Below are 21277 nucleotides of genomic sequence, written 5' to 3'. Positions count from 1 at the left end.
GTCACCGGAAGCGGATCACCGGTGGCACTGTCAGGATTGACCCGTGGTCATCCGACGCGTACTCGCGCCCCGCATCGACTTCGGCGCGTTGCGCCGGGAACTCGGCCTGCCCGAGGATTTCCCTGCCGACGCCCAGCGTGAGGCCGACGAGGCGGCTGCGGCACCGCCGCAGCCGCCCGTCGACCGCACCGACATACCGTTCGTCACCGTCGACCCCGCCACCTCGCGGGACCTGGACCAGGCGATGCACCTCGCCCGCCGCCCGGGTGGCGGCTACCGGGTGCGGTACGCGATCGCCGACGTCGCCGCGCACGTCACCCCTGGTGGGGCGTTGGAGGCGGAAACCTGGCGGCGCGGGCAGACCATCTACCTGCCCGACGGGAACGTGCCGCTGCACCCGCGCACCCTCAGCGAGGGTGCCGCCAGCCTGCTGCCCGACGTCGACCGGGCCGCGGTGCTCTGGACCATCGACCTGGACGCCGACGGCGCCACCGTGGCCGTCGAGGTGGAACGCGCCCTGGTCCGCAGTCGCGCCAAACTCGACTACCCAGGTGTGCAGGCGGCGGCCGAGGCCGGACGGCTGGCCGACCCGATCGCCCTGCTGCCGGAGATCGGCGACCTGCTGACCGCGCGGGGGTTGCGGCGCGGCGCCATCAACCTGCCGCTGCCCGAGCAGGATCTGGAGCCTGACGGTGAGGGCTGGCGACTGGTGCTGCGCGCGCCGGTGCCGATGGAGGAGCACAACGCGCAGATCTCCCTGCTGACCGGGATGGCCGCCGCCGACATCATGCTGGCCGGCCGGGTCGGCCTGCTGCGGACCATGCCGGCGCCCAAACCGGAGGCGGTGCAGCGGCTCCGGGCCGCCGCCGCCCCGCTGGGCGTGCACTGGCCCGACGACGTGGGCCCGGGACAGGTCATCGCCGCTCTGGACCCGGCCCAGCCGCGCGCCGCGGCGTTCATCGACCAGGCGGCCGAGCTGATGCGCGGTGCCGCGTACACCGCCTTCGACGGCGAAGTGCCGGAGCAGCCGGAACACGGCGGTGTGGCAGCCGCGTACGCCCACGTGACGGCCCCGTTGCGGCGGCTTGCCGACCGGTACGCCACCGAGGTCTGCCTGGCCCTGCACACCGGCCAGCCGGTGCCCGACTGGGCCCGCGCCGCCCTGCCCCGGCTGCCCGAGGCGATGGCGAGCACCGACCGGGTCGCCTCGTCGGCCGCTCGTGGCGCCGTCGAGCTGGCCGAGGCGGCGGTGCTGGAACACCGGGTCGGCGAAACCTTCGACGCGGCCGTCCTCGACGTCGACGCCCCGCCCAACGGCAAGTCCCGGCCCCGCCCGCAAGGTGGCACCGTCGCGCTGGACGCCCCGCCGGTACGCGCCCGCTGCCTCGGCCAACTGCCGCTCGGCGAACGCGTGCGGGTCCGGCTGGTCACGGCCGACCCGGCGGCCCGGAGCGTCCTGTTCGAGCTGGCCTGAGCGCTGCCGGTGTTCGTGAGCGCCGGGGTAGCGGGGATTCTCACAACGCTCGGCGCTGCTGACCCACCGGGCGGTTTGCGAGGATGAGGCCATGGCATACGACGCGAGCACGCTGCCCGACGTGTCCGGGCTGACGGTCGGCATCATCGGTGGCACCGGCGACCAGGGGCGGGGCCTCGCCTACCGGTTCGCGCGGGCCGGTCAGACGGTGCTGATCGGATCGAGGTCGGCGGAGCGGGCCGCCGAGTCCGCGGCCGAGATCGCCGCCCTGCCCGGGGTGCCGGCCAGCGGCAGCGTCACCGGTGCCGCCAACGACGAGGTGGCCCGACGCAGCGACGTGGTGATCATCGCGGTGCCGTGGGACGGGCACGCCGCCACCGTCGCCGCCCTCGCCGAGCCGCTCGCCGGCCGGATCGTCGTCGACTGCGTCAACCCGCTCGGCTTCGACAAGCAGGGCCCGTACGCGTTGACGGTCGACGAGGGCAGTGCCGTGCAGCAGGCCGCCGCGCTGCTGCCCAACTCCCGGGTCTGCGCCGCGTTCAACCACGTCAGCGCACCGCTGCTGGCCGACCCCGAGGTCGACCGGATCGATCTGGACGTGCTGATCTGCACCGAGGACCGTGAGCTGGTCGACATCGTCGGCGCGCTCGCCGCCCGGATCCCCGGCATGCGGGGCATCTACGCCGGCCGGTTGCGCAACGCCCACCAGATCGAGGCGTTCACCGCCAACCTGATCGCCATCAACAAGCGCTACAAGGCCCACGCCGGCATCCGCGTCACCGACCTCTGAGCCTCGGTGTCGGGGTGTCCCACCCGTGCGGGGGACACCCCGACACCGCTGGCTAGAAGGTGTGCTCGGCGGCGGGGAACTCGCCGCCGCGGACCTCGTCGGCGAACCGGCGGGTGGCGTCGGTGAGCGCGCCGGCCAGGTCCGCGTACCGCTTGACGAACCGGGGGGCCTTGCCGGTCCGCAGCCCGGCCATGTCCTGCCAGACCAGCACCTGCGCGTCGGTGTCCGGGCCCGCGCCGATGCCCACTGTGGGAATCGGCAGCTCGTGGGTGATCCGCTTGGCCACCTCACCGGGCACCATCTCCAGCACCACAGCGAAAGCGCCCGCCTCCGCCACCGCCCGCGCGTCGGCCAGCACCTCGTCGGCGGCGTCGCCCCGGCCCTGCACCCGGTAGCCGCCCAGGGTGTGCTCGCTCTGCGGGGTGAAACCGATGTGTGCCATCACCGGAATGCCGGCACCGACGATCGCGGCGATCTGCGCGGCGTTACGGCGGCCACCCTCCAACTTCACCGCGTGGCAGCCACCCTCCTTCATGAACCGGACGGCGGTCCGCAGCGCCTGGGCCGGGCCCTCCTCGTACGAGCCGAACGGCAGGTCACCGACGATCAGCGCCTGCCGGGTCGCCCGCACCACCGCCCGTACCAACGGAAGCAGCTCGTCGACGGTGATCGGCAGGGTCGTCTCGTAGCCGAACACGTTGTTCGCTGCCGAGTCGCCGACCAGCAGCACCGGGACCCCCGCCTGATCGAAGATCGACGCGGTGTACTGGTCGTACGAGGTGAGCATCGGCCACCGCTCGCCGCGCTCCTTGGCGGCCATCAGGTCGCGGGTGCGGACCCGTCGGGTGGCCGGGCCGCCGTACAACGCGGTCACCTCGTTCGGAGTGGACTCCACCATCTCTGTCTCCCTTCCTCGAGGCCGCCTGCGCGGTCCCCGGGTTCCGTCGCGATCGTCGCACCGCGCGACGGGCTGACGGCAGGGCCCAGTGCAAGATGTCACTCCAGCCGGGGCGAGAAGGCGGCGACGTGACCGCCAGGTCGCCGTGCGGCGGCGCCGGGCCGTGTCACCGACCCGGCACCCCCAGGGGTACGGCTCAGCCGTGCTCGCGCCACCGGTTGGTGATCGGCAGACGGCGGTCCCGACCGAACGCCTTCATGGAGATCTTCGTGCCTGGCGCCGACTGCCGTCGCTTGTACTCGGCGGTATCCACCAGCCGCAGCACCTTGTCCACGATCGCCGGGTCGTGACCCGACTCGACCAGCCCGTCACGGCCGAGGTCGCCGTCGACGTAACCGATCAGGATCGGGTCCAGGACGTCGTAGTCGGGCAGGCTGTCGCTGTCGAGCTGGCCCGGGCTCAGCTCGGCGCTGGGCGGCTTCCCGATCGAGTTCTCCGGAATCGGGGCGGTCTCACCGCGCCGCGCCGCGTCCATGTTCCGCCACTTGGCAAGCCGCCAGATCAGCGTCTTCCAGACGTCCTTGACCGGGTTGAAGCCGCCCACCGAGTCGCCGTACAGGGTGGAGTAGCCGACCGCCAGCTCGCTCTTGTTGCCGGTGGTGAGTACCAGGTGGCCCTCCTGGTTCGACAGCGCCATCAGGATCACGCCACGGACCCGGGCCTGCAGGTTCTCCACGGCCACCCCGGACAGTGACAGGTTGGCCAGGAAACCGTCGACCATCGGCTGGATCGGCTCGACGCGGTAGTCCAGGCCGGTGCGCTTGGCCAGGTCGGCGGCGTCCTCCCGGGAGTGCTCCGAGGAGTGCTGGCTGGGCAGCGACACCCCGACCACCCGGTCCGGCCCGAGCGCGTCGACGGCGAGGGCGGCCACCACCGCCGAGTCGATGCCGCCGGAGAGGCCGAGCACCACCGAGGGGAACCGGTTCTTGTTGACGTAGTCGCGCAGGCCCAGCACCAACGCCTGCCACACCTCGGCCTCGTCGGCCACCGGCTCGATCAGCCCGCCGGTGACGGCCGGGCCGGCCGGCAGGGGCGGAACGCCGTCCAGGGTGCTGTGCACGATCCGCATGCCGTCCGCCACCGTCTCGGTGGTCGGCGCGGTGCCGGCGGCCGGCAGCTCGACATCGTGTACGAGCAGGTGCTCGACGAACTGCGGGGCCCGGGTCAGCAGCTCACCGTCCGCGGTGACGATCATCGAGTCGCCCTCGAAGACCAGCTCGTCCTGGCCGCCGGTCATGTTGACGTACGCGATGGCGGCACCCGCCTCGGCGGCCCGGCGGCGGACCAGCGGCAACCGGATGTCGTCCTTGTTCAGCTCGTACGGCGAGCCGTTGATGTTGACGACCAGCCCGACGCCGGCCCGCCGGGCGGCGGCGAACGGACCCCCGGCCTGCCACAGGTCCTCGCAGATGGTCAGCGCGACGTCCACACCGCCGATCCGCACCACGGTCAACTCGTCACCGGAGACGAAGTACCGGTCCTCGTCGAAGACCCCGTAGTTGGGCAGGTGGTGCTTGAAGTAGCGGGCGGCCACCACGCCCCGGTGCAGCAGCGCCGCGGCGTTACGGGCACCCCGGCCCGCCTCGGCGTCCCCGCTGACCTGCGGCGGCCCGTCGGCGTCCAGGTAGCCGACCACCACCGGCAGCTCGCCGAGACCGTCGGCGGCCAGGTCGGCGGCCAGCCGCTCCACGGCGGCCCGGGACGCGGCGACGAAGGACGGCCGGAAGACCAGGTCCTCGACCGGGTAACCGGTGAGCATCATCTCCGGGAAGAGCACCAGTTGGGCACCGGCATCGGCGGCCTGGCGGGTCCAGCTGCGGACCAGGTCGGCGTTTCCGGCGATGTCTCCGACGGTCGGGTTGACCTGGGACAGGGCGAGACGCAGGGTGGGCATGCCTTCATCTTGCCCCAGCCTCGTGGCGACAATCCGTACCCTCGGACGAGATTGCCGCCACCTGCCGCCACGGGCCGGCCGGGCCGCGACGGCAGGAGCCCGGCCCGCCCGGCGGCGGACGTCGCGGGTCCGGCCGGGGCCCCGCTCGCCGGGCGGGACACGAGGGGACGGGCGGCGGCAGTTCGCGTAACGTCTGCGTAACCAGGCCCGGGAAGACTGGGCGATCAGGTCGGGCGCAGCCCGGCCAAGGCGGACAAAACAGTGTCGCGAGGGGTTGGGGAAGTGGACCGTCAGCAGGAGTTCGTCCTCCGGACGCTGGAAGAGCGGGACATCCGGTTCGTCCGGCTGTGGTTCACCGACGTTCTGGGCACGCTCAAGAGCGTTTCGGTGGCGCCCGCCGAGCTGGAGGCGGCCTTCGAGGAAGGCATCGGCTTCGACGGCTCGGCGATCGAGGGCTTCGCCCGGGTCTTCGAATCGGACATGGTGGCCATGCCCGACCCGACCACCTTCCAGGTCTTCCCCTTCGAGGGCGGGGTCAGCGGCGAGAGCGCCCGGATGTTCTGCGACATCCTGCTGCCCGACGGCAGTCCGTCCTGGGCGGACCCCCGGCACGTGCTGCGCCGCGCCCTGTCCAAGGCGGCCGAGAAGGGCTTCACCTTCTACACCCACCCCGAGATCGAGTTCTTCCTGCTGGAGAACGGCCCGCAGGACGGCTCGGTGCCCACCCCGGTCGACACCGGCGGCTACTTCGAGCACACCACCCACGCCGTGGCCCGGGACTTCCGCCGCCAGGGCGTGCTGGCGCTGGAACGGATCGGCATCTCGGTGGAGTTCAGCCACCACGAGGTCGCGCCCGGCCAGCAGGAGATCGACCTGCGCTACGCCGACGCGCTGACCACCGCCGACAACATCATGACCTTCCGGCACGTGGTCAAGGAGGTCGCGCTCTCCACCGGTGTGCAGGCCAGCTTCATGCCCAAGCCGTTCACCGACCAGCCGGGCAGCGGCATGCACACCCACCTGTCGCTGTTCGAGGGGGAGCGCAACGCCTTCCACGACAGCGGCGACCCGATGAAGCTGTCCAAGGTGGCGAAGTCGTTCATCGCCGGCCTGCTGGTGCACGCCCGGGAGTACACGGCCGTCACCAACCAGTGGGTCAACTCGTACAAGCGGCTCTTCCCGCAGCACCTGCCCGACCGGATCACGGAGAGCCCGGCGTACGTCTGCTGGGGGCACCTCAACCGGTCCGCGCTGGTCCGGGTTCCCGCGTACGGCAAGCCCAACTCGGCCCGGGTCGAGGTCCGCTCACTGGACTCGGCCACCAACCCGTACCTCGCCTTCGCGGTGCTGCTCGGCGCCGGCCTCAAGGGCATCGAGGAGGGGTACGAGCTGCCGCCGGGCGCCGAGGACGACGTCTGGTCACTGACCAGCGCGGAACGGCGCGCCATGGGCTACGAGGCGCTGCCGGAGAACCTCGCCGAGGCGATCGACGTGATGGCCGGCTCCGAGCTGGTGGCGGAGGTGCTCGGCGAGCACGTCTTCGACTTCTTCCTGCGCAACAAGCGGGCCGAGTGGGAGCAGTACCGCCGCGAGGTCACCCCGTACGAGCGGCAGCGCTACCTGGCGCTGTAGGCGCGGGGCTGACGCGATTGCGCGCTGCCGCTATCGTCTCGATCACCGCGCCGGTACCCCTCCGGGCGGAGAGTCGGGAGGCAAGTCGGTGCTGGAGGATCTGCTCAGCGGTGCCTGGCAGAGCGTCGTGTTCGGGATCGTCGGCGTCGGGCTGATGGCCGCCGGGTTCGGGCTCGTCGACCTGCTCACCCCGGGCCGGCTACGGGACCTGATCTGGGTCGAGCGCAACGCCAACGCGGGGTTGCTGCTCGCCGCCAACCAGCTCGGCATCGCCGGGATCGTCTTCACCGCGATCCTGACCAGCTACAGCGACTTCGGCAAGGGGCTCGCCTCCACGTTGCTCTTCGGGCTGGTCGGGTTGGCGATCATGGCGTTGGCCTTCGTGGTGCTGGACCTGCTCACCCCCGGCAAGCTCGGCGAGGTCATCTGCTCCCCGGAGCCGCACCCGGCCGCCCGGGTCAGCGCCGCCACCCACTTCGGGGCCGCGCTGATCGTGTGCGCCTGCATCGCCTGAGGTCGTGCGCGTGAGGCCGTGCGCGTGAGGCCGTGCGTCTGCGAGCGCGCGTCTGCGGGCGCGCGTCTTCGCGCATGGAGATCTTGGACAGTTTCCGTCAGTCGCTGACGGAAACTGTCCAAGATCTCCGACGGTCGAGGCGCGCACGTCACCGGGCGGTCGCCGGAGGGCGTCGTACCCCGGCCGTAGCGTGCCGGGCATGAACCGCACGGATCGCCTGTACGCGCTGGTCGAGGAGCTGCGGGCGGTGTCACCACGCCCGCGCAGCGCCCGCTGGCTGGCCGCCCGCTTCGAGGTGAGCAGCCGGACCATCGAACGGGATCTCGGCGCGTTGCAGGAGGCCGGGGTGCCGATCTGGGCCGAGCCCGGGCGCACCGGCGGCTACGTCCTGGACCGCGCCCGTACCCTGCCGCCGGTCAACCTGACCGCCGCCGAGGCGGTGGCGATGGCGGTGGCGCTGCACCGGCTCGCCGACTCGCCGTTCGCCGGGCCGGCCGGCACCGCGCTGCGCAAGCTGGTGGCGGTGCTGCCGGCCGCCGACGCCGCCGAGGCGCACCGCCTCGCCGGCCGGGTGCACCTGATCGGCGACGGGCCGGCCACGCCCGTCCCGGCCACCGTCGCCGAGGCGGTCACCGCGCGGCGGGTGCTGCGCATCCGGTACGCCGACCGCGCCGGCGCCGACTCGACCCGTGACGTCGAGCCACTCGGCTACCTCGGCAACTCCCGGCACTGGTACCTGGTGGCCTGGTGCCGGCTGCGCGACGAGCTGCGCTGCTTCCGCACCGACCGGATCCGGACGGTCCGGGCGCTGCCCGACGTGGTGGCCCGGGAGCTGCACCTGACCGATCTCGACATCCCGCACGAACGGCTCCGCCCGCTGAGCCTGGTCTGAAACGGCTCGACGTCGACGACCACCCGGCCGGGGTGGACCGCGTCGACGACCACCCGGCCGGGGTGGGCCGCGTCGACGACAACTCGGCCGGATGATCCGGAAACACCGACAGGACGCTGTCGCGAACGGCCTCGAGACTGCTGGGGACGGCGGCCGAACGGCCGGCCCGGAAATTTCTGGAGGCAACAGATGTCCAGGTCCACCACGCCCATCACCTGGTTCGAATTCGGCGCCGACCGGCCCGAGGCCGCGGAGAAGTTCTACGGAGAGCTGTTCGGCTGGACCTTCGAGGAGCAGGGGCCGGCCAACGGCGGGTCCTACCGGGTGACCGGAGCCGGTGGCGACACCGGGATCAGCGGGGCGATCCGCGCGACCGACGGGAGTTCGCCGAACTACGCGGTGTTCTACGCCGAGGTCGCCGACGTTGAGGAGACCTGCAAGCGGGCCGAAGCGGCCGGCGGTCGGGTGCTGGTGCCGGCGCGTACGGCGCCGAGCGGTCTCACGTCGGCCCACCTGCTCGACCCGACCGGCAATCGCGTAGGCGTGTTCTCGCCCCCGCCCCAGCAGAGCTGACCACCCGTTCCAGGGCCGGCCTGCTCCGGCCGGCCCTGCTCCGGCCTGGCCTGGCCTGGCCTGCTCTGGCCTGGCGTGGCGTGGCTGAAGCCGGAGCCGGTGATCAACTCCGTTTTCAGGAAGTCGGGGTATCCGACGCACTCGGATGCCCCGACTTCACGAAAGCCGAGTGGATCAAGCCGCAACGGGCCGGGTGGGGCCCGTTCCGGCAGACGGACCGGGGTCGCCGGTGGTCTGCCGAGGCCGGCCCGGGCCGGGTCGGCGCGTGCCGGGGCCGCGCGTGGTGTACGAAGGCCGGCCCCGGTCGGTCAGTGCCTGCCGGGGCCGGACCGTCGGATCACTTGCCGGGCGTACCTTCGCCGTGCTGGCCCCCGGGACCGTGCGGGCCGCCCGGGCCACGGTGCCCGCCCGGGCCGGGGAAGACGCCGGCCTCGACGGCCTTGGTGATGGCGTCGGCCTGCTCCTGGGTGAGCTTGCCGTCCTTGACCGCCTGCTCCAGGCGCTGCTTGAGCGCGGCCTGCCGGTCATCGGCGGACGGCCGCTGGGGCCGGTCGGCCGGCCGGTGCTGCTCGCGGATCTTCTCCAGGGCGGCGGTCACCTTGTCGGTGGGCACGCCCAGTTCCTTGGCGAGGGCCTCGGCGAACTCACCCTGCCGGTCGGCCTTGGCACCCGGAGCCGGGGCGGTGCTGCTGCTCGGAGCCGGCGTGGGCGCGTCGGCGGCGAACGCGATCGTCGGGGCCGCGATCCCGACGCCGAGGACGCCGGCGGTGGCCAGGCCGGCCAGCAGGTGCTTCCTACGGATGGTGCGGGACATGCTGTCCTCCAGAGGTTCGGTCTACGTGCGCTGTCGTGACCGACAGTGACCGGGCAGCCTGGGCGGAAGCCATGGCGACCCTGTCAGCGAGCTGACAATCCTGGCCGGCGGTAGCCGAAATCGGTTGTGTCGTCGCTGGCTGAGGGCCAGGGTGGACGATCACCGACGGAAGGACACGAAATGACCGTCGAAATTCGGGAGATTCCACTCACCGGGCCGGATTCCGGGCCGTACGGCATCACGCCTGGCCCGGACGGCGCGTTGTGGCTGACGCTGGCCCAGGCCGGCGGGATCGCCCGGTTCTCGCCCGACGGCGCGGTCCGGACCTACCCGCTGGAGCCGGCGGGCAGCCGCCCGTTGATCATCACGACCGGGCCGGACGGGGCGCTCTGGTTCACCCGCTCGGGCGACGACCGGATCGGCCGGATCACCGTCGACGGCGAGCAGCGCAGCATCGCGCTGCCGGCCGGCACCGGGCCGTGCGGCATCGCGGCCGGACCCGATGGTGCGCTCTGGTACACCGGGATGACCTCCGACACGATCGGCCGGGTGGAGACCGACGGCACCCACAACGCGTTCCCGCTGCCGGTGACCGGCGGGTTCGCTTCAATGATCACTGCCGGCGCTGACCGGGCGCTGTGGTTCACCCTCAACCAGGCGAACGCGGTCGGCCGGATCGACCTCGACGGCACCGTGACGCTCTATCCGCTACCCACGGCGAAGGCCGGCCCGGTCGGCATCACCTGCGGCGACGACGGCACCATCTGGTTCGTGGAGATCGCGGCCGGCCAACTCGGCCGGGTCGCCCCGGATGGCGAGATCGTCGAGATCCCGCTGCCGGACCGGGCGGCCCGTCCGCACGCGATAGTGGCCGACCCGGACGGCGGCGCGTGGTTCACCGAGTGGGGCGCCAACCGGATCGGTCACCTCGATCCCACCGGGCGGATCGAGAGCTACCCGCTACCCACCTCCAACTCCGAACCCCACGGCATCACCCGCACCCCGAAGGGCATCTGGTCAGCCCTGGAAACAGGAGCAATAGCCCACTTAACCCCCTAACCCATCCCACCCCCCACCGCCGCCCCCTCACCCCGGCCCTGCGGTGATCATGAAGTTATTGCCGCGACACGCCGTGGAAGTGACAACAACTTCATGATCAACGGTGCCGAGGCGGGGGAGGGGGAAGGGGGAGAGGGCCGGGGGTTATTGGACCGCGGGGGTTGTGGTGAGGGTTGCGGTGGTGGTGTCGAGGGTGGCCTGGGTGCCTACCGGGACGGTGAGTTGGTTGGGTCCGTGGCCGATCGGAAGGCCGCCGAGGACCGGTACGCCCAGGTCCCCGAGGCGTTCGGAGAGGACGTCGACGATCGTGGTGTCCCAGCCGTCGCCGCAGTCGGTGAACTGCCCGACCGCCACCCCGGCCAGGCCGTCCAGTGCGCCGGCCCGGCGCAGGTGGGTGAGCATCCGGTCGACCTTGTACGGGGGTTCCTGCACGTCCTCGATCAACAGCACCGCACCGGTCAGGTCGGGCAGGTCCGGGGTGCCGATCGACGCGGCGATCATGCAGAGGTTGCCGCCGAGCAGGGTGCCGGTGGCGCGACCCGGGACGCGTACGCCGAAGGTCTCCTCGGTGGGGACCGCGGTGATCGACACCGGTTCGGTCGTCATCAGCGCCGCGTGCAGGGACTCGGCGGAGCGCAGCGGCGTGCGCTCGTCGCGCCAGGCCGCCCCGGGGCCGTGCACGCCGGCCAGGCGGGCGCCCCGCCAGAGCGCGAACTGCAACGCGGTGATGTCCGAGAAGCCGGCCACCACCTTCGGATCACGGCGGACGGCGGCCATGTCGATGGCGTCCACGATCCGTTGGGCGCCGTAGCCGCCACGGGTGCAGATCACCCCGCGCACGTCCGGGTCGGCGAAGGCCGCGTTCAGGTCGGCGGCGCGCAGGTCGTCGGTGCCGGCGAGGTAGCCGTGGCGGGCGTACGCGTTCGGTGCCGGCACCGGGCGAAGGCCCCAGCCGGTGAGCAGCTCCATGCCCCGGGCCACCCGCTCCGGCGAGGTCGGCCCGGACGGCGACACCAGCAGCACCGTGTCACCCGGGCGCAGCACGGGCGGGCGTACGGCGGCGGTTACCTCGTGGTGGTTGGGCACAGCGGCAGGGCTTACGGGCACAGCGGCACAGCTTAGCCTCGCTGGTGACTCAATTGTCGGTGTACCGTTCGGCCCAGTCCGGTGCCGGCGGGATGGGTGTGATCACGTCGATCAGCACGCCCGCGGGGTCGGCGAGGATGAAGTGCCGTTGCCCGAAGTCCTCGTCGCGCAGCGTCAGTTCCGGGTGGAGCCCGCCGTGGACGACAAGCCTTTCCCACTCCGCGTCGACGTCGGTGACCTCGAGGTTCAGCAGCAGCCCCCGCACCGGCTTCCGGTAGGCCGCCGGGACTGTCGGATGCCGGTGGTCGAGCAGTGCCAGTTCGTACGCCGGAGGGCCGGGGCGGCGCAGGCTCACGTACCAGTTGGCCTCGAAGGTCGTCTCGAATCCCAGGAAGTGCCGGTAGAAGTCGTGGCACTCGGCCAGCCGGGTCGTGCAGATGACCGGGTAGAAGCTGGTGAGATTCACTGGGGCTCCTTCGCGTACCGTCGGTATGTCAACTACCGTATTTCGCATACCGTTGGTATGTCAATTGGGAGGCATGATGGGCCAGGGAGTGCGCGAGGAGCGGCGGGACCAGACCCGGCGGTCCCTGTTGCTGCAGAGTCGGCAGCTCTTCGCCACCCGTGGCTATCAGGCGGTCGGTCTCGCCGAGATCGTGAGCGCGGCCGGGGTCACCAAGGGTGCGCTCTACCACCACTTCGCGAGCAAGGTCGAGCTGTTCCAGGCGGTGCTGACCCAGGTGCAGCAGGAGGTGGGGGACCGGGTCGCCGCCATCGCCGATGCCCAACCGGACCCATGGTCCCGCCTCACCGCCGGCTGCCAGGCGTTCCTCACGGCCAGCGCCGATCCCGAATTCCAGCGGATCATGCTGATCGACGGGCCCGCCGTGCTCGGCTGGCACGAGTGGCGGGCCCTGGACGAGGCCGCCTCGGGTCGCCACCTGGCCGACGCGCTCGCCGACCTCATCGCGGCGGGCATGATTGCCCCGCAGCCGGTGGCGCCACTGTCCCACCTGCTCTCCGGCGCGATGAACGAGGCGGCGCTCTGGCTGGCCGGATCGACAGACCCGGCCGACCTGGCCGCCACCCAGGCGGCGCTGTCCCGATTGATCGACGCGCTGCGGGTCAGCTGAGCCGTAGCGGGCCCGCTCACCGCCACCCTGTGCCGGGGCGTGGCGCCGTGCGGCGTACCGGCTAGCCTCGACGGGTGGCAACCGCGCTGGTGATCGAGAACGACCCGACGGACGACGCGCGCCGGCTGGGTGAGTGGCTGACCGAGGCTGGGCTGGAGCTGTGGGTGGTTCGCCCGCACGCCGGCGACGAGCTCCCCGCCGACCTGGAGGGGTACGCGGCGCTGGTGGTGCTCGGCGGCGACCAACAGGCGTACCCGTTGCCGGACGGCTCGCCCGGCGCACAGTGGTTTCCCGCAGTGGAGGGCCTGCTGCGCAAGGCGGTCCGGTACCGGGTGCCGACCCTGGCGGTCTGCCTGGGCGCGCAGTTGCTCGCCACCGCGCACGCCGGCCTGGTGGAGCGCAGCCCGTCCGGGCCGGAGATCGGTCCCGGCGTGGTCGGCCGGCGCGACGCCGCCGAGAACGATCCGCTGTTCCGGTACGTGCCGTTGATCCCGGACGTGCTCCAGTGGCACTCCGACGAGATCACCGAGCTGCCCCGGGGTGCCACCCTGCTGGCCGCGTCCACCCGCTACCCGCATCAGGCGTTCCGCCTCGGTGACCGGGCGTGGGGGTTGCAGTTCCACATCGAGTGCGACGCCGCGATGATCGCCGACTGGGCCACCGACTCGACCCAACTCGCCGAGCTGGGCTACGACCCGGAGCTGGTGGTAGCGGCCTGCGCCTCGGTGCTGGCCGACATCGAGGAGGTCTGGCAACCGTTCGCCGCCCGGTTCGCCGCGCTGGCCCTCGGCGAGTTGGACGACAGCACGACGCGGCGCGGCCTGCCGCTGCTCGGGCACTGATGAGCCGGCCGACCAGGGCACCGGGCCGGCTCGCCCGGTACGGCTTCGGCACCGCCGAGGGCGACGGCGGCGCGCGCGCCGCGGACCTGCTCGGCCCGCAGGGGCTGCGGCTGTGGCAGCCGGCCGAGCAGGAGCCGGTCGACGAGGCCGCCGCGGAGTTGCTCGCCGCGCTGTCCCGGGCCGCCGACCCGGACCTGGCGCTGCGGCAGCTGCACCGCATCGTGGAAGCGGAGAGCCGCAGCGCCGACGGCACCGCCGGGAGCCGCGCCACCGATGGCGGTGTCGAGTCGCCGCTGCTCGCGGACCTGCACAACGACCCCGGGCTGCGGCGGCGGCTGGTGGCGGTGCTCGGCGCCTCGTCGGCGCTCGGCGACCACCTGGTGGCCCACCCCGAGCACTACCAGGCGCTGCGGACCGCCCCGGATGGGCTCGCCCCGATCGCCGAGGGGCGGCTGGAGCCGGCCGACGGCGGCCACCCGGTGGCGGCGCTGCGGACCGCGTACCGCCTGGCGTTGTTGCGAATCGCGGCGGCCGACCTCACCGGCGGTCGCGGCCTGGAGCAGACGATGGCCGCGCTCTCCGCGCTGGCCGACGCGACGCTGTCAGCGGCGTACGAGATCGCTGTCGCCGAGCTGGCCGACGGCACCGAGCGGCCCCGGCTGGCGGTCGTGGCAATGGGCAAGTGCGGCGGCGGCGAGCTGAACTACGTCTCCGACGTGGACGTCATCTTCGTCGCCGCCGAGGACGCCGACCTGTCCGCCGCGACCCAGGTGGCGACCCGGTTGATCTCCATCTGTGGGCTGGTCGCCTGGCCGGTCGACGCCGCGCTGCGCCCCGAGGGCAGCCGGGGCCCGCTGGTGCGGACCCTCGCCAGCCACCTGGCCTACTACCGGCGATGGGCACGCACCTGGGAGTTCCAGGCGCTGCTGAAGGCCCGCCCGGCCGCCGGTGACCTGCCGCTGGCCCAGGAGTGGATCGACCAGCTCGCGCCGCTGGTCTGGCGGGCCGCCGAACGACCCGAGGCGGTCGAGGACGTCCGCGCCATGCGTCGCCGGATCATCGACAACATCCCGCCGAAGGAGCTGGAACGCGAGATCAAGCGCGGTCCCGGCGGGCTGCGCGACATCGAGTTCGCCGTCCAGTTGCTGCAACTCGTGCACGGTCGCGGCGACGAGACGCTCCGCGAGCCGGGCACCATCCCGGCGTTGCGCGCCCTGGTCGCCGGCGGCTACGTCGGTCGGGCCGACGGCGAGGCCCTGCTGCGCGGCTACCGTTTCCTGCGCAGCGTCGAGCACCGACTGCAACTCCAAGGGCTACGTCGTACGCACACGGTGCCCGCCGAACCGGGCGCGTTGCGCTGGCTCGCCGCCGCGCTGGGTTTCACGGCCGCGCCGGGGCGCAGCGCGGTCGAGAGCTTCCGGGCCGAGTGGGTCACCCACGCCACCGAGGTACGCCGACTGCACGCCAAACTGCTGTACCGGCCGCTGCTGGAGTCGGTGGCCCGGGTGCCGGCCGACGGGTTGCGACTTACCCCGGAGGCGGCCCGCAACCGCCTGGAGATCCTCGGCTTCGCCGACCCGGCCGGGGCGCTGCGTCACCTCCAGGCGCTCACCGGAGGGGTGAGCCGCACAGCCGCCATCCAGCGCACGCTGTTGCCGGTGCTGCTCAGCGAGTTCGCCGACGCGCCGGAGCCGGACCGGGGGCTGCTCAACTACCGCAAGGTCTCCGACAAGCTGGGCAGCACCCCCTGGTATCTGCGGCTGTTGCGCGACGGGGGCCCGGTCGCCCGCCGGCTCGCCCGGGTCCTCGCCCTGTCCCGGTACGTGGCCGACCTGCTGGCCCGTGATCCGGAGGCGCTGCGGCTGCTGGCCGAGGAGAACGAGCTGGCCCCGCGCCCGCCGGAGGTGCTGCGGGAGGGGTTCCTGGCGGCGGCGGCCCGGCACGCCGACCCGGTGGAGGCGACCAGCGCGGTGCGCGCGCTGCGCCGTCGGGAACTGGTCCGGGTGGCCTGCGCCGACGTGCTCTGCCGGGCGGGTTCGCTCGCACCCACACCCACCCGACCGGACGGCGCGAACCGGCCGGCTCCCGGCCTGTCCGACATCACCCAGGTCGGTACGGCGCTCGCGGACGTCACCGACGCCACCCTGGCCGCCGCGCTGCGGGCCGCCCAGGCCAGCCAACCCGCGCCGGAAGGGTTGCGGTTCGCGGTGATCGGCATGGGCCGGCTCGGCGGGTACGAGTCGAACTACCTCTCCGACGCCGACGTGCTCTTCGTCTACGACCCGCCCGCCGGGGTCGGCGAGAGCGCCGCCAGCGCCGCCGCGCACGCGATCGCCGAGGAACTTCGTCGACTGCTCGGCGTGCCCGCCCCCGACCCGCCGCTGGGGGTCGACGCCGACCTGCGCCCGGAGGGTCGGCAGGGTCCGCTGGTCCGCAGCCTCGCCGCGTACGCGGCGTACTACGCCCGCTGGTCGCGGGTGTGGGAGGCGCAGGCGCTGCTGCGCGCCCGGTTCGTCTGCGGCGACGCGGGCCTGGGCGCCGAGTTCGAGGCGATGATCGAGCCGGTGCGGTACCCGGCCGACGGGCTGACCCGCGAGCAGGTCGTCGAGATCCGGCGGATCAAGGCCCGGGTGGAGACCGAACGGCTGCCCCGGGGTGCCGACCCGGCCACCCACACCAAGCTGGGTCGCGGTGGGCTCGCCGACGTGGAGTGGGCGGTGCAACTCGTCCAGCTCCGGCACGCCGGCGCGAACCCGGCGCTGCGCGGCACGCGTACCCTCGACGTCCTCGCGGCGGCCGAGCGGGCCGGCCTGATCGACCCGGCCGACGCCGCGGAGATGGCCGCCGGTTGGACCCTGGCCGCCCAGGTCCGCAACGCGTTGATGCTGGTCCGGGGCCGGGCCGGCGACCAACTGCCCCGGCACGGGGTGGAGTTGGCCGGGGTGGCCCGGCTGCTCGGCCGCGACGACCCGGGGGAGTTCCTCGACGAGTACCTGCGCACCGGCCGTCGCTCCCGCGCCGCGGCCGAACGGGTCCTCGATGCCTGAGGTGTCGCCACGCCCGCTCGGGCGGCGCACCGGCTGGGTGGCGGCGACCGGGGTGGCGGTGCTGCTCGCCGTCGCGTTCCTGCTCGCGCCCCGGATGGGCACCGACCTCGCGGCGCAGGTGGCCCGCGCCGACTTCGCCGACCGGTACGGTGCGACGCCCCTCGACCTCGGTTGGTACGGCGGCGTCAACCAGTACGGCTACAGCCTGTTCACCGCCCGGTTGGGCGCGTTGGTCGGGGTGCGTCCACTGGGGGCGGTCGCCGCCGTGCTCGGCGCGTTCGCGCTGGCCTGGCTGTTCGCCCGCAACCGGGCCCGACGCCCGCTGTTGGCCGGCGTCCTCGGTGCCGTGGTCCTGGTCGGCAACCTGGCGAGCGGGCGGGTCACCTTCGCCGTCGGGCTGACGTTCGGCCTGCTGGCGCTCTGCGCGATCAGCACCGAACGCCCGCCGCGTCCGGTCCGGTTGGCCCTCGCCGCCGCCTGCGCCGCGGTGGCGACGGCGGCGAGCCCGGTCGCCGGCCTGTTCACCGGGCTGGCCGGGGCCGCGCTGCTGCTGGCGGCAGTGCGGCGCGGCGACGGGCCGGGGCGGGCGCTGGCGGGTGGATGGCGGGCCGAGGCTCCACTGGCCGAGGGACTCGTCCTGGCCCTGGCGCCGATCGTCACCGTGGCGCCGATCGCGGTCCTGTTCGGCAACGGCGGCACCCAGCCGTACTCGGCCGAGTCGATGCGGATCAACGTCGCCCTCGCCGTGCTGGTGGCGGTCCTGCTGCCGCGCCGCCGCCGGGTGCTGCGCATCGGCGCGGTGCTCACCGTGCTGCTCCTGATCGGGGCGTACTACGTGCCCAGCCCGATCGGTTCCAACGCGCTGCGGCTGCCGATGCTCTTCGCGCTGCCCGTGCTGGCCGGGTACGCGCCGCTGCCGACGCCGTGGCTGGCCGGGCTGCTCGCCGCGACGGTGTGGTGGCAGTCGCCGGTGATGACGAGCGACGTCACCCGGGCCGGTGCCCCGGAGAGCGCCCCGGCGTTCCACCGCCCGCTCGTCGAGGAACTGCAACGTATCCAGCCCGCCGGACGGGTCGAGGTGGTGCCACTGCGCGACCACTGGGAGTCCGCGTACCTGCCACCGACAGTGCCGTTGGCCCGGGGCTGGGAACGCCAGGTCGACAGTGACCGCAACGCGCTGTTCTACGACGGCACCCTGAACGCGCAGACCTACCAGCGGTGGCTCCACGGCGAGGCGGTGACGTACGTGGCGATCGCACCGGACGCCCCGGCCGACCGGTGGGGCCGCGACGAGGCCGCGTTGATCCGCGCCGGCCTGCCGTACCTGCGGGAGGTCTGGCGTGATCCGACCTGGCGGCTGTACGCGGTCGCCGACCCGACGCCGCTGGTCGGCGCACCCGGCCAGCTCGTCGCCGCCGACCGGGGCTCGGTGCGGCTGACCGCCGCGCCCGGCGACGTGCCGGTGCGGGTGCGCTGGTCCCGCTGGCTGTCGCTGGACGGCCCGGACGGCTGCGTGCGACAGGGCGCGGACGGGTTCACCGAGGTACGGGTCCGCTCGGCCGGCGACTACACGATCTCCAGCAGCCTGGCCCCGGCCCAGCACTGCTGACGGTGCCTGCCGTCGCTGCCCGACCGGAGTGCTGGCAGCATGTCGGGCGTGCCTTCCCACCTCGCGCGCTGGACCGGCCTGGCCGGCTCGACGCTGATCGCGCTGTCCGCGTTCCTCCGGGGAGCGTTCCCCAGCGGCCCGCTGCGCAGCACCCCGGTCAGCATCTGGCAGGGCCCCAACGGCCCGCTGATTCTCGCCGCCTGGGCGGTCGGCACCGGCCTGCTGGCGTACGCCTGGTGGGCGCTGCGTGACGGCGTGCCGTCGACCCGTTGGGCGCTGGTCACCGTGGGCCTGTGGCTGCTGCCGCTGCTCGTCGCACCCCCCTTCGGCAGCCGGGACGTCTACGCGTACGCGTGCCAGGGCGCCAGCTTCGCCGCCGGCATCAGCCCGTACGAGCAGGGTGTGTCCGCACTGCCCTGCCCCTGGCTGGACACGGTTTCGGTCATCTGGCGGGACACCCCGGCGCCGTACGGGCCGCTGTTCGTGCTCATCGCGGGCGCGGTGGTCGAGGTCACCGGTTCGCTGACCGCCAGCATCGTGCTGTTCCGGGCCCTGTCGCTGGTCGGCGTGGCGCTGACCGCGTGGGCGCTGCCGGTGCTGGCCCGCCGAGCCGGGGTTCCGGCCGGCCGGGCGGTGTGGTTGGCGCTGGGCTGCCCGCTGGTCGCGACGCACCTGATCGGTGGCCCCCACAACGACGTGCTGATGCTCGCCGCACTGGTCGGTGGGCTGGCCGTGGTGGCCTCCCACCCGGGCCGACGCGGGCTGCTGCTGGTCGGCGGGTTGCTCCTCGGTGTCGCCGTGGCGATCAAGGTCACCGCCGTGGTGGTGGTGCCGTTCGCCGCGCTGGCGGCCACCGCCGGGCCGTTCCGGATCCGGACGCTGATCCGCGACGGCGGCTGGGTGGTCGGCGGCGCGGTCGCTACAGTGGTCGGCGTGACAGTCGTCGGTGGGCTGGACTTCGGCTGGATCGGCGGACTCTCCCAGGGCGGCGCCGCCATCGCCTGGACCTCCCCACCCACCGCCATCGGGCAGACCATCAACTATCTCGCGGTGCCGTTCGGCGCTCACATCGACGCGTTGCCGGCGACCCGCGCGATCGCCGTGGTGGTGCTGGCCGTCCTGCTCGTCTGGCTCTGGTGGCGTTCCCGCACCCGTGACCCGCTGTTCTACGCCGGCCTCGCGCTCGCCGTGACGGTCGCGCTCTCGCCGGTGGTGCACCCCTGGTACTGGACGTGGCCGTTGTTCGTGCTGGCCGCCACCGCCCGGCGGACCGGATGGTTCGTCGTGGTCGCCCTGGTCGCCTCGTTCCTGATCCTTCCGGACGGCACCGGGCTGCCCCGGTACACCAAGACGGTCGGGGCGCCGCTGATGACGCTGTTGGTGATCGTGGTGGTCGTCCGGTTGGTACGGTCGGCTCGGGCGGCCCGTCAGCCGGTCGCCGCCGACTGAGGGAAGGTGCGCCGGTGACCGCTCCCGGTGCCGCTCTCTCCCGGTACGCCGGCCTGCTCGGCGCCGTTCTGCTCGCCGTGGCCGCACACCTCGGCGGAGCGCTGCCCGACGCCCCGCTGGGCGTCACACCCGCGTCGATCTGGCGAGCCCCGGACGGCCCCGCCACGCTGACCTGCTGGCTGGTCGGCACCGTGCTGCTGGTCGGCGCGTGGTGGTCGCTGCGCGACGGTGCCCCGTCGACCCGATGGGCGTACGTCACCGCCGGGCTGTGGGCGCTGCCGCTGCTCGTCGCGCCACCGCTGGGCAGCCGGGACGTCTACTCGTACGCCTGCCAGGGCTGGACGTACGCGCACGGCGTCGACCCGTACGCGGTGGGGGTGGCGGCGGCCGGCTGCCCCTGGCTGGACACTGTCGCCCCGATCTGGCGGGACACCCCGGCACCGTACGGGCCGGTCTTCGTCCTGCTCGCCGCGCTCGCGGTGGGTGTCGGTGGCGGGTTGACCGGCACGGTCGTGACACTGCGGGTCATCGCCGTGGCGGGCGTTCTGCTGGCTGCGTACTGCCTGCCCGGTCTGGCCCGCGCCGCCGGGGTACCGGTCCGGCGGGCCGCCTGGCTGGCGCTGGCCGGGCCGCTGGTCGGGGTGCACCTGGTGGCCGGGGCCCACAACGACGCGGTGATGCTGGGTCTGCTGCTCAGCGGGCTGCTGGTGGCGATCCGGCGGCCGGGTAGGCCGGCGGCGCTGCTGCTGGCCGGGGCGCTGCTCGGCCTGGCGGTCACGGTGAAGGCCACCGCCGTGGTGGTGGTGCCGTTCGCCGTGTTGGCCGGGGTGCGCGGCCGATACACGTGGCGGGCGCTGCTGCGCGACGGCGGCTGGCTGGCCGGAGGGCTCGTCGGCGCGGTGCTGGTCACCTCGGCGGCGTCCGGTCTCGGGTTCGGCTGGGTGGGCGGGCTGACGCACAGCGGCGACTCCGAGCAGTGGACGTCACCACCCACCGCCGTCGGCTTCGTCGTCGACTACGCCGGCGCGCTGGTCGGCCGGGACCCGCAGGCGGTGCCGGTGCTCCGCGCTGTCGCCCTGCTGCTGCTCGCCGGGGTGCTGGCAGTGCTGTGGTGGCGGGCCTGGCGGGCGCTGCGCGGTGCCGACGACGTCCCACGGGTGGCGCAGGTCGAGGGGAGCGGCCCCGGGGTGGCGCTGCGCGGCGCGGCGCTGGCGCTGGTCGCCACCGTCGTGCTGTCCCCGGTCTTCCACCCCTGGTACGCGACCTGGCCCCTGGCGCTGCTCGCACTCACCGCCGGGCGGACGACATGGTTCGTGCTGCCGGCCTCGGCGGCGGCCTTCCTCACCCTGCCCGACGGCACCAATCTGGCCCGGTTCACCAAGGCCCCCGGCGGGGTGGCGATGACCGCCCTGCTCCTGACCGCGCTGGCAATCACCCTCCAGCGCCCCCGCGAAGATCGCGCTCGATCCCGGATGTAGTGGTGTCGGGCAGCGTCGGATGCCACTACATCC

At 73.4% G+C, this 21277-nt stretch carries 18 protein-coding genes; 13 read left to right on the top strand and 5 right to left on the bottom strand.

From position 1 onward, the window contains the following. Positions 1 to 43: 43 nt before the first annotated feature. Positions 44 to 1474 carry an RNB domain-containing ribonuclease gene (locus IF22_RS0108450; protein ID WP_030330125.1) on the top strand — a complete coding sequence of 477 codons (1431 nt, stop codon included), beginning with the start codon at positions 44 to 46 and terminating at the stop codon, positions 1472 to 1474. A gap of 91 nt (positions 1475 to 1565) precedes the next feature. Then, complete coding sequence (gene npdG / locus IF22_RS0108445; RefSeq protein ID WP_030330123.1) at positions 1566 to 2264, top strand: NADPH-dependent F420 reductase; 699 nt, start codon at positions 1566 to 1568, stop codon at positions 2262 to 2264. Positions 2265 to 2316: 52 nt separating this feature from the next. Here the strand turns inward: npdG and panB are convergent, their stop codons facing one another. Together panB and IF22_RS0108435 are read right to left on the bottom strand one after the other, a co-directional pair. Further along, complete coding sequence (gene panB / locus IF22_RS0108440; RefSeq protein WP_030330121.1) at positions 2317 to 3162, bottom strand: 3-methyl-2-oxobutanoate hydroxymethyltransferase; 846 nt, start codon at positions 3160 to 3162, stop codon at positions 2317 to 2319. Positions 3163 to 3358: 196 nt separating this feature from the next. Then, entirely contained in the window at positions 3359 to 5116 is a 1758-nt protein-coding gene (locus tag IF22_RS0108435) for an NAD+ synthase (protein ID WP_030330119.1), read from the bottom strand. Positions 5117 to 5398: 282 nt separating this feature from the next. Between IF22_RS0108435 and glnA the strand changes: the two genes are divergently transcribed. The 4 genes from glnA to IF22_RS0108415 all read left to right on the top strand — a co-directional run bounded on the left by glnA (position 5399) and on the right by IF22_RS0108415 (position 8727). Continuing rightward, positions 5399 to 6748 carry a type I glutamate--ammonia ligase gene (glnA, locus tag IF22_RS0108430; RefSeq protein ID WP_030330117.1) on the top strand — a complete coding sequence of 450 codons (1350 nt, stop codon included), beginning with the start codon at positions 5399 to 5401 and terminating at the stop codon, positions 6746 to 6748. Between the two features lie 88 nt (positions 6749 to 6836). Next, the gene (locus IF22_RS0108425) at positions 6837 to 7262 is read left to right on the top strand and encodes a DUF350 domain-containing protein (protein ID WP_030330115.1); all 426 of its coding nucleotides are present in this window, start codon (positions 6837 to 6839) and stop codon (positions 7260 to 7262) included. Positions 7263 to 7461: 199 nt separating this feature from the next. After that, a complete protein-coding gene (locus tag IF22_RS0108420) occupies positions 7462 to 8154 on the top strand; it encodes a helix-turn-helix transcriptional regulator (protein ID WP_030330114.1) in 693 nt (230 codons plus the stop codon). A 189-nt stretch (positions 8155 to 8343) separates the two neighbouring features. Further along, entirely contained in the window at positions 8344 to 8727 is a 384-nt protein-coding gene (locus tag IF22_RS0108415; protein ID WP_030330112.1) for a VOC family protein, read from the top strand. Between the two features lie 337 nt (positions 8728 to 9064). Here IF22_RS0108415 and IF22_RS0108410 read toward each other — a convergent pair whose 3' ends face one another. Further along, complete coding sequence (locus tag IF22_RS0108410; RefSeq protein WP_030330110.1) at positions 9065 to 9541, bottom strand: hypothetical protein; 477 nt, start codon at positions 9539 to 9541, stop codon at positions 9065 to 9067. A gap of 180 nt (positions 9542 to 9721) precedes the next feature. On the opposite strand from IF22_RS0108410, the gene IF22_RS0108405 reads away from it, so the two are divergent. Continuing rightward, positions 9722 to 10600 carry a Vgb family protein gene (locus IF22_RS0108405; protein WP_030330109.1) on the top strand — a complete coding sequence of 293 codons (879 nt, stop codon included), beginning with the start codon at positions 9722 to 9724 and terminating at the stop codon, positions 10598 to 10600. A gap of 144 nt (positions 10601 to 10744) precedes the next feature. Here IF22_RS0108405 and IF22_RS0108400 read toward each other — a convergent pair whose 3' ends face one another. Together IF22_RS0108400 and IF22_RS0108395 are read right to left on the bottom strand one after the other, a co-directional pair. Beyond that, on the bottom strand, positions 10745 to 11707 hold the full coding sequence (locus tag IF22_RS0108400) for a S66 peptidase family protein (RefSeq protein ID WP_245233569.1): 963 nt from the start codon (positions 11705 to 11707) through the stop codon (positions 10745 to 10747). Between the two features lie 28 nt (positions 11708 to 11735). Continuing rightward, complete coding sequence (locus IF22_RS0108395) at positions 11736 to 12152, bottom strand: VOC family protein (protein WP_030330104.1); 417 nt, start codon at positions 12150 to 12152, stop codon at positions 11736 to 11738. A gap of 76 nt (positions 12153 to 12228) precedes the next feature. Here IF22_RS0108395 and IF22_RS0108390 point away from each other — a divergent pair, with 76 nt between their 5' ends. The 6 genes from IF22_RS0108390 to mptB (IF22_RS0108365) all read left to right on the top strand — a co-directional run bounded on the left by IF22_RS0108390 (position 12229) and on the right by mptB (IF22_RS0108365) (position 21244). Then, entirely contained in the window at positions 12229 to 12819 is a 591-nt protein-coding gene (locus tag IF22_RS0108390; RefSeq protein WP_030330102.1) for a TetR/AcrR family transcriptional regulator, read from the top strand. Positions 12820 to 12893: 74 nt separating this feature from the next. Further along, complete coding sequence (locus IF22_RS0108385) at positions 12894 to 13661, top strand: type 1 glutamine amidotransferase (protein WP_030330100.1); 768 nt, start codon at positions 12894 to 12896, stop codon at positions 13659 to 13661. Then, the gene (locus tag IF22_RS0108380; protein ID WP_030330098.1) at positions 13661 to 16708 is read left to right on the top strand and encodes a bifunctional [glutamine synthetase] adenylyltransferase/[glutamine synthetase]-adenylyl-L-tyrosine phosphorylase; all 3048 of its coding nucleotides are present in this window, start codon (positions 13661 to 13663) and stop codon (positions 16706 to 16708) included. Before IF22_RS0108385 ends, IF22_RS0108380 begins: the two co-directional genes overlap by 1 nt. Further along, a complete protein-coding gene (locus tag IF22_RS0108375; protein ID WP_030330096.1) occupies positions 16701 to 18317 on the top strand; it encodes a hypothetical protein in 1617 nt (538 codons plus the stop codon). The genes IF22_RS0108380 and IF22_RS0108375 overlap by 8 nt, the downstream gene beginning before the upstream one ends. 48 nt (positions 18318 to 18365) lie before the next feature. Beyond that, positions 18366 to 19766, top strand: a complete 1401-nt coding sequence (gene mptB, locus IF22_RS0108370) for a polyprenol phosphomannose-dependent alpha 1,6 mannosyltransferase MptB (RefSeq protein WP_030330095.1) — start codon at positions 18366 to 18368, stop codon at positions 19764 to 19766. Between the two features lie 14 nt (positions 19767 to 19780). After that, a complete protein-coding gene (mptB, locus tag IF22_RS0108365) occupies positions 19781 to 21244 on the top strand; it encodes a polyprenol phosphomannose-dependent alpha 1,6 mannosyltransferase MptB (protein WP_030330093.1) in 1464 nt (487 codons plus the stop codon). Positions 21245 to 21277 lie beyond the last annotated feature (33 nt).

This window comes from Micromonospora parva, assembly GCF_000718515.1.
Classification (GTDB): Bacteria; Actinomycetota; Actinomycetes; order Mycobacteriales; family Micromonosporaceae; genus Micromonospora; species Micromonospora parva.
The sequence above is the reverse complement of the archived record's forward strand: the minus strand, read 5'-3'. Positions and strand labels throughout refer to the sequence as shown.

Coding starts and splice junctions, on each gene's coding strand:
- IF22_RS0108420 (WP_030330114.1), top strand. CDS start 7,462: ATGAACCGCACGGATCGCCTGTACGCGCTGGTCGAGGAGCTGCGGGCG.
- IF22_RS0108375 (WP_030330096.1), top strand. CDS start 16,701: ATGCCTGAGGTGTCGCCACGCCCGCTCGGGCGGCGCACCGGCTGGGTG.
- IF22_RS0108390 (WP_030330102.1), top strand. CDS start 12,229: ATGGGCCAGGGAGTGCGCGAGGAGCGGCGGGACCAGACCCGGCGGTCC.
- IF22_RS0108435 (WP_030330119.1), bottom strand. CDS start 5,116: ATGCCCACCCTGCGTCTCGCCCTGTCCCAGGTCAACCCGACCGTCGGA.
- IF22_RS0108405 (WP_030330109.1), top strand. CDS start 9,722: ATGACCGTCGAAATTCGGGAGATTCCACTCACCGGGCCGGATTCCGGG.
- panB (WP_030330121.1), bottom strand. CDS start 3,162: ATGGTGGAGTCCACTCCGAACGAGGTGACCGCGTTGTACGGCGGCCCG.
- IF22_RS0108415 (WP_030330112.1), top strand. CDS start 8,344: ATGTCCAGGTCCACCACGCCCATCACCTGGTTCGAATTCGGCGCCGAC.
- IF22_RS0108410 (WP_030330110.1), bottom strand. CDS start 9,541: ATGTCCCGCACCATCCGTAGGAAGCACCTGCTGGCCGGCCTGGCCACC.
- IF22_RS0108380 (WP_030330098.1), top strand. CDS start 13,661: ATGAGCCGGCCGACCAGGGCACCGGGCCGGCTCGCCCGGTACGGCTTC.
- npdG (WP_030330123.1), top strand. CDS start 1,566: ATGGCATACGACGCGAGCACGCTGCCCGACGTGTCCGGGCTGACGGTC.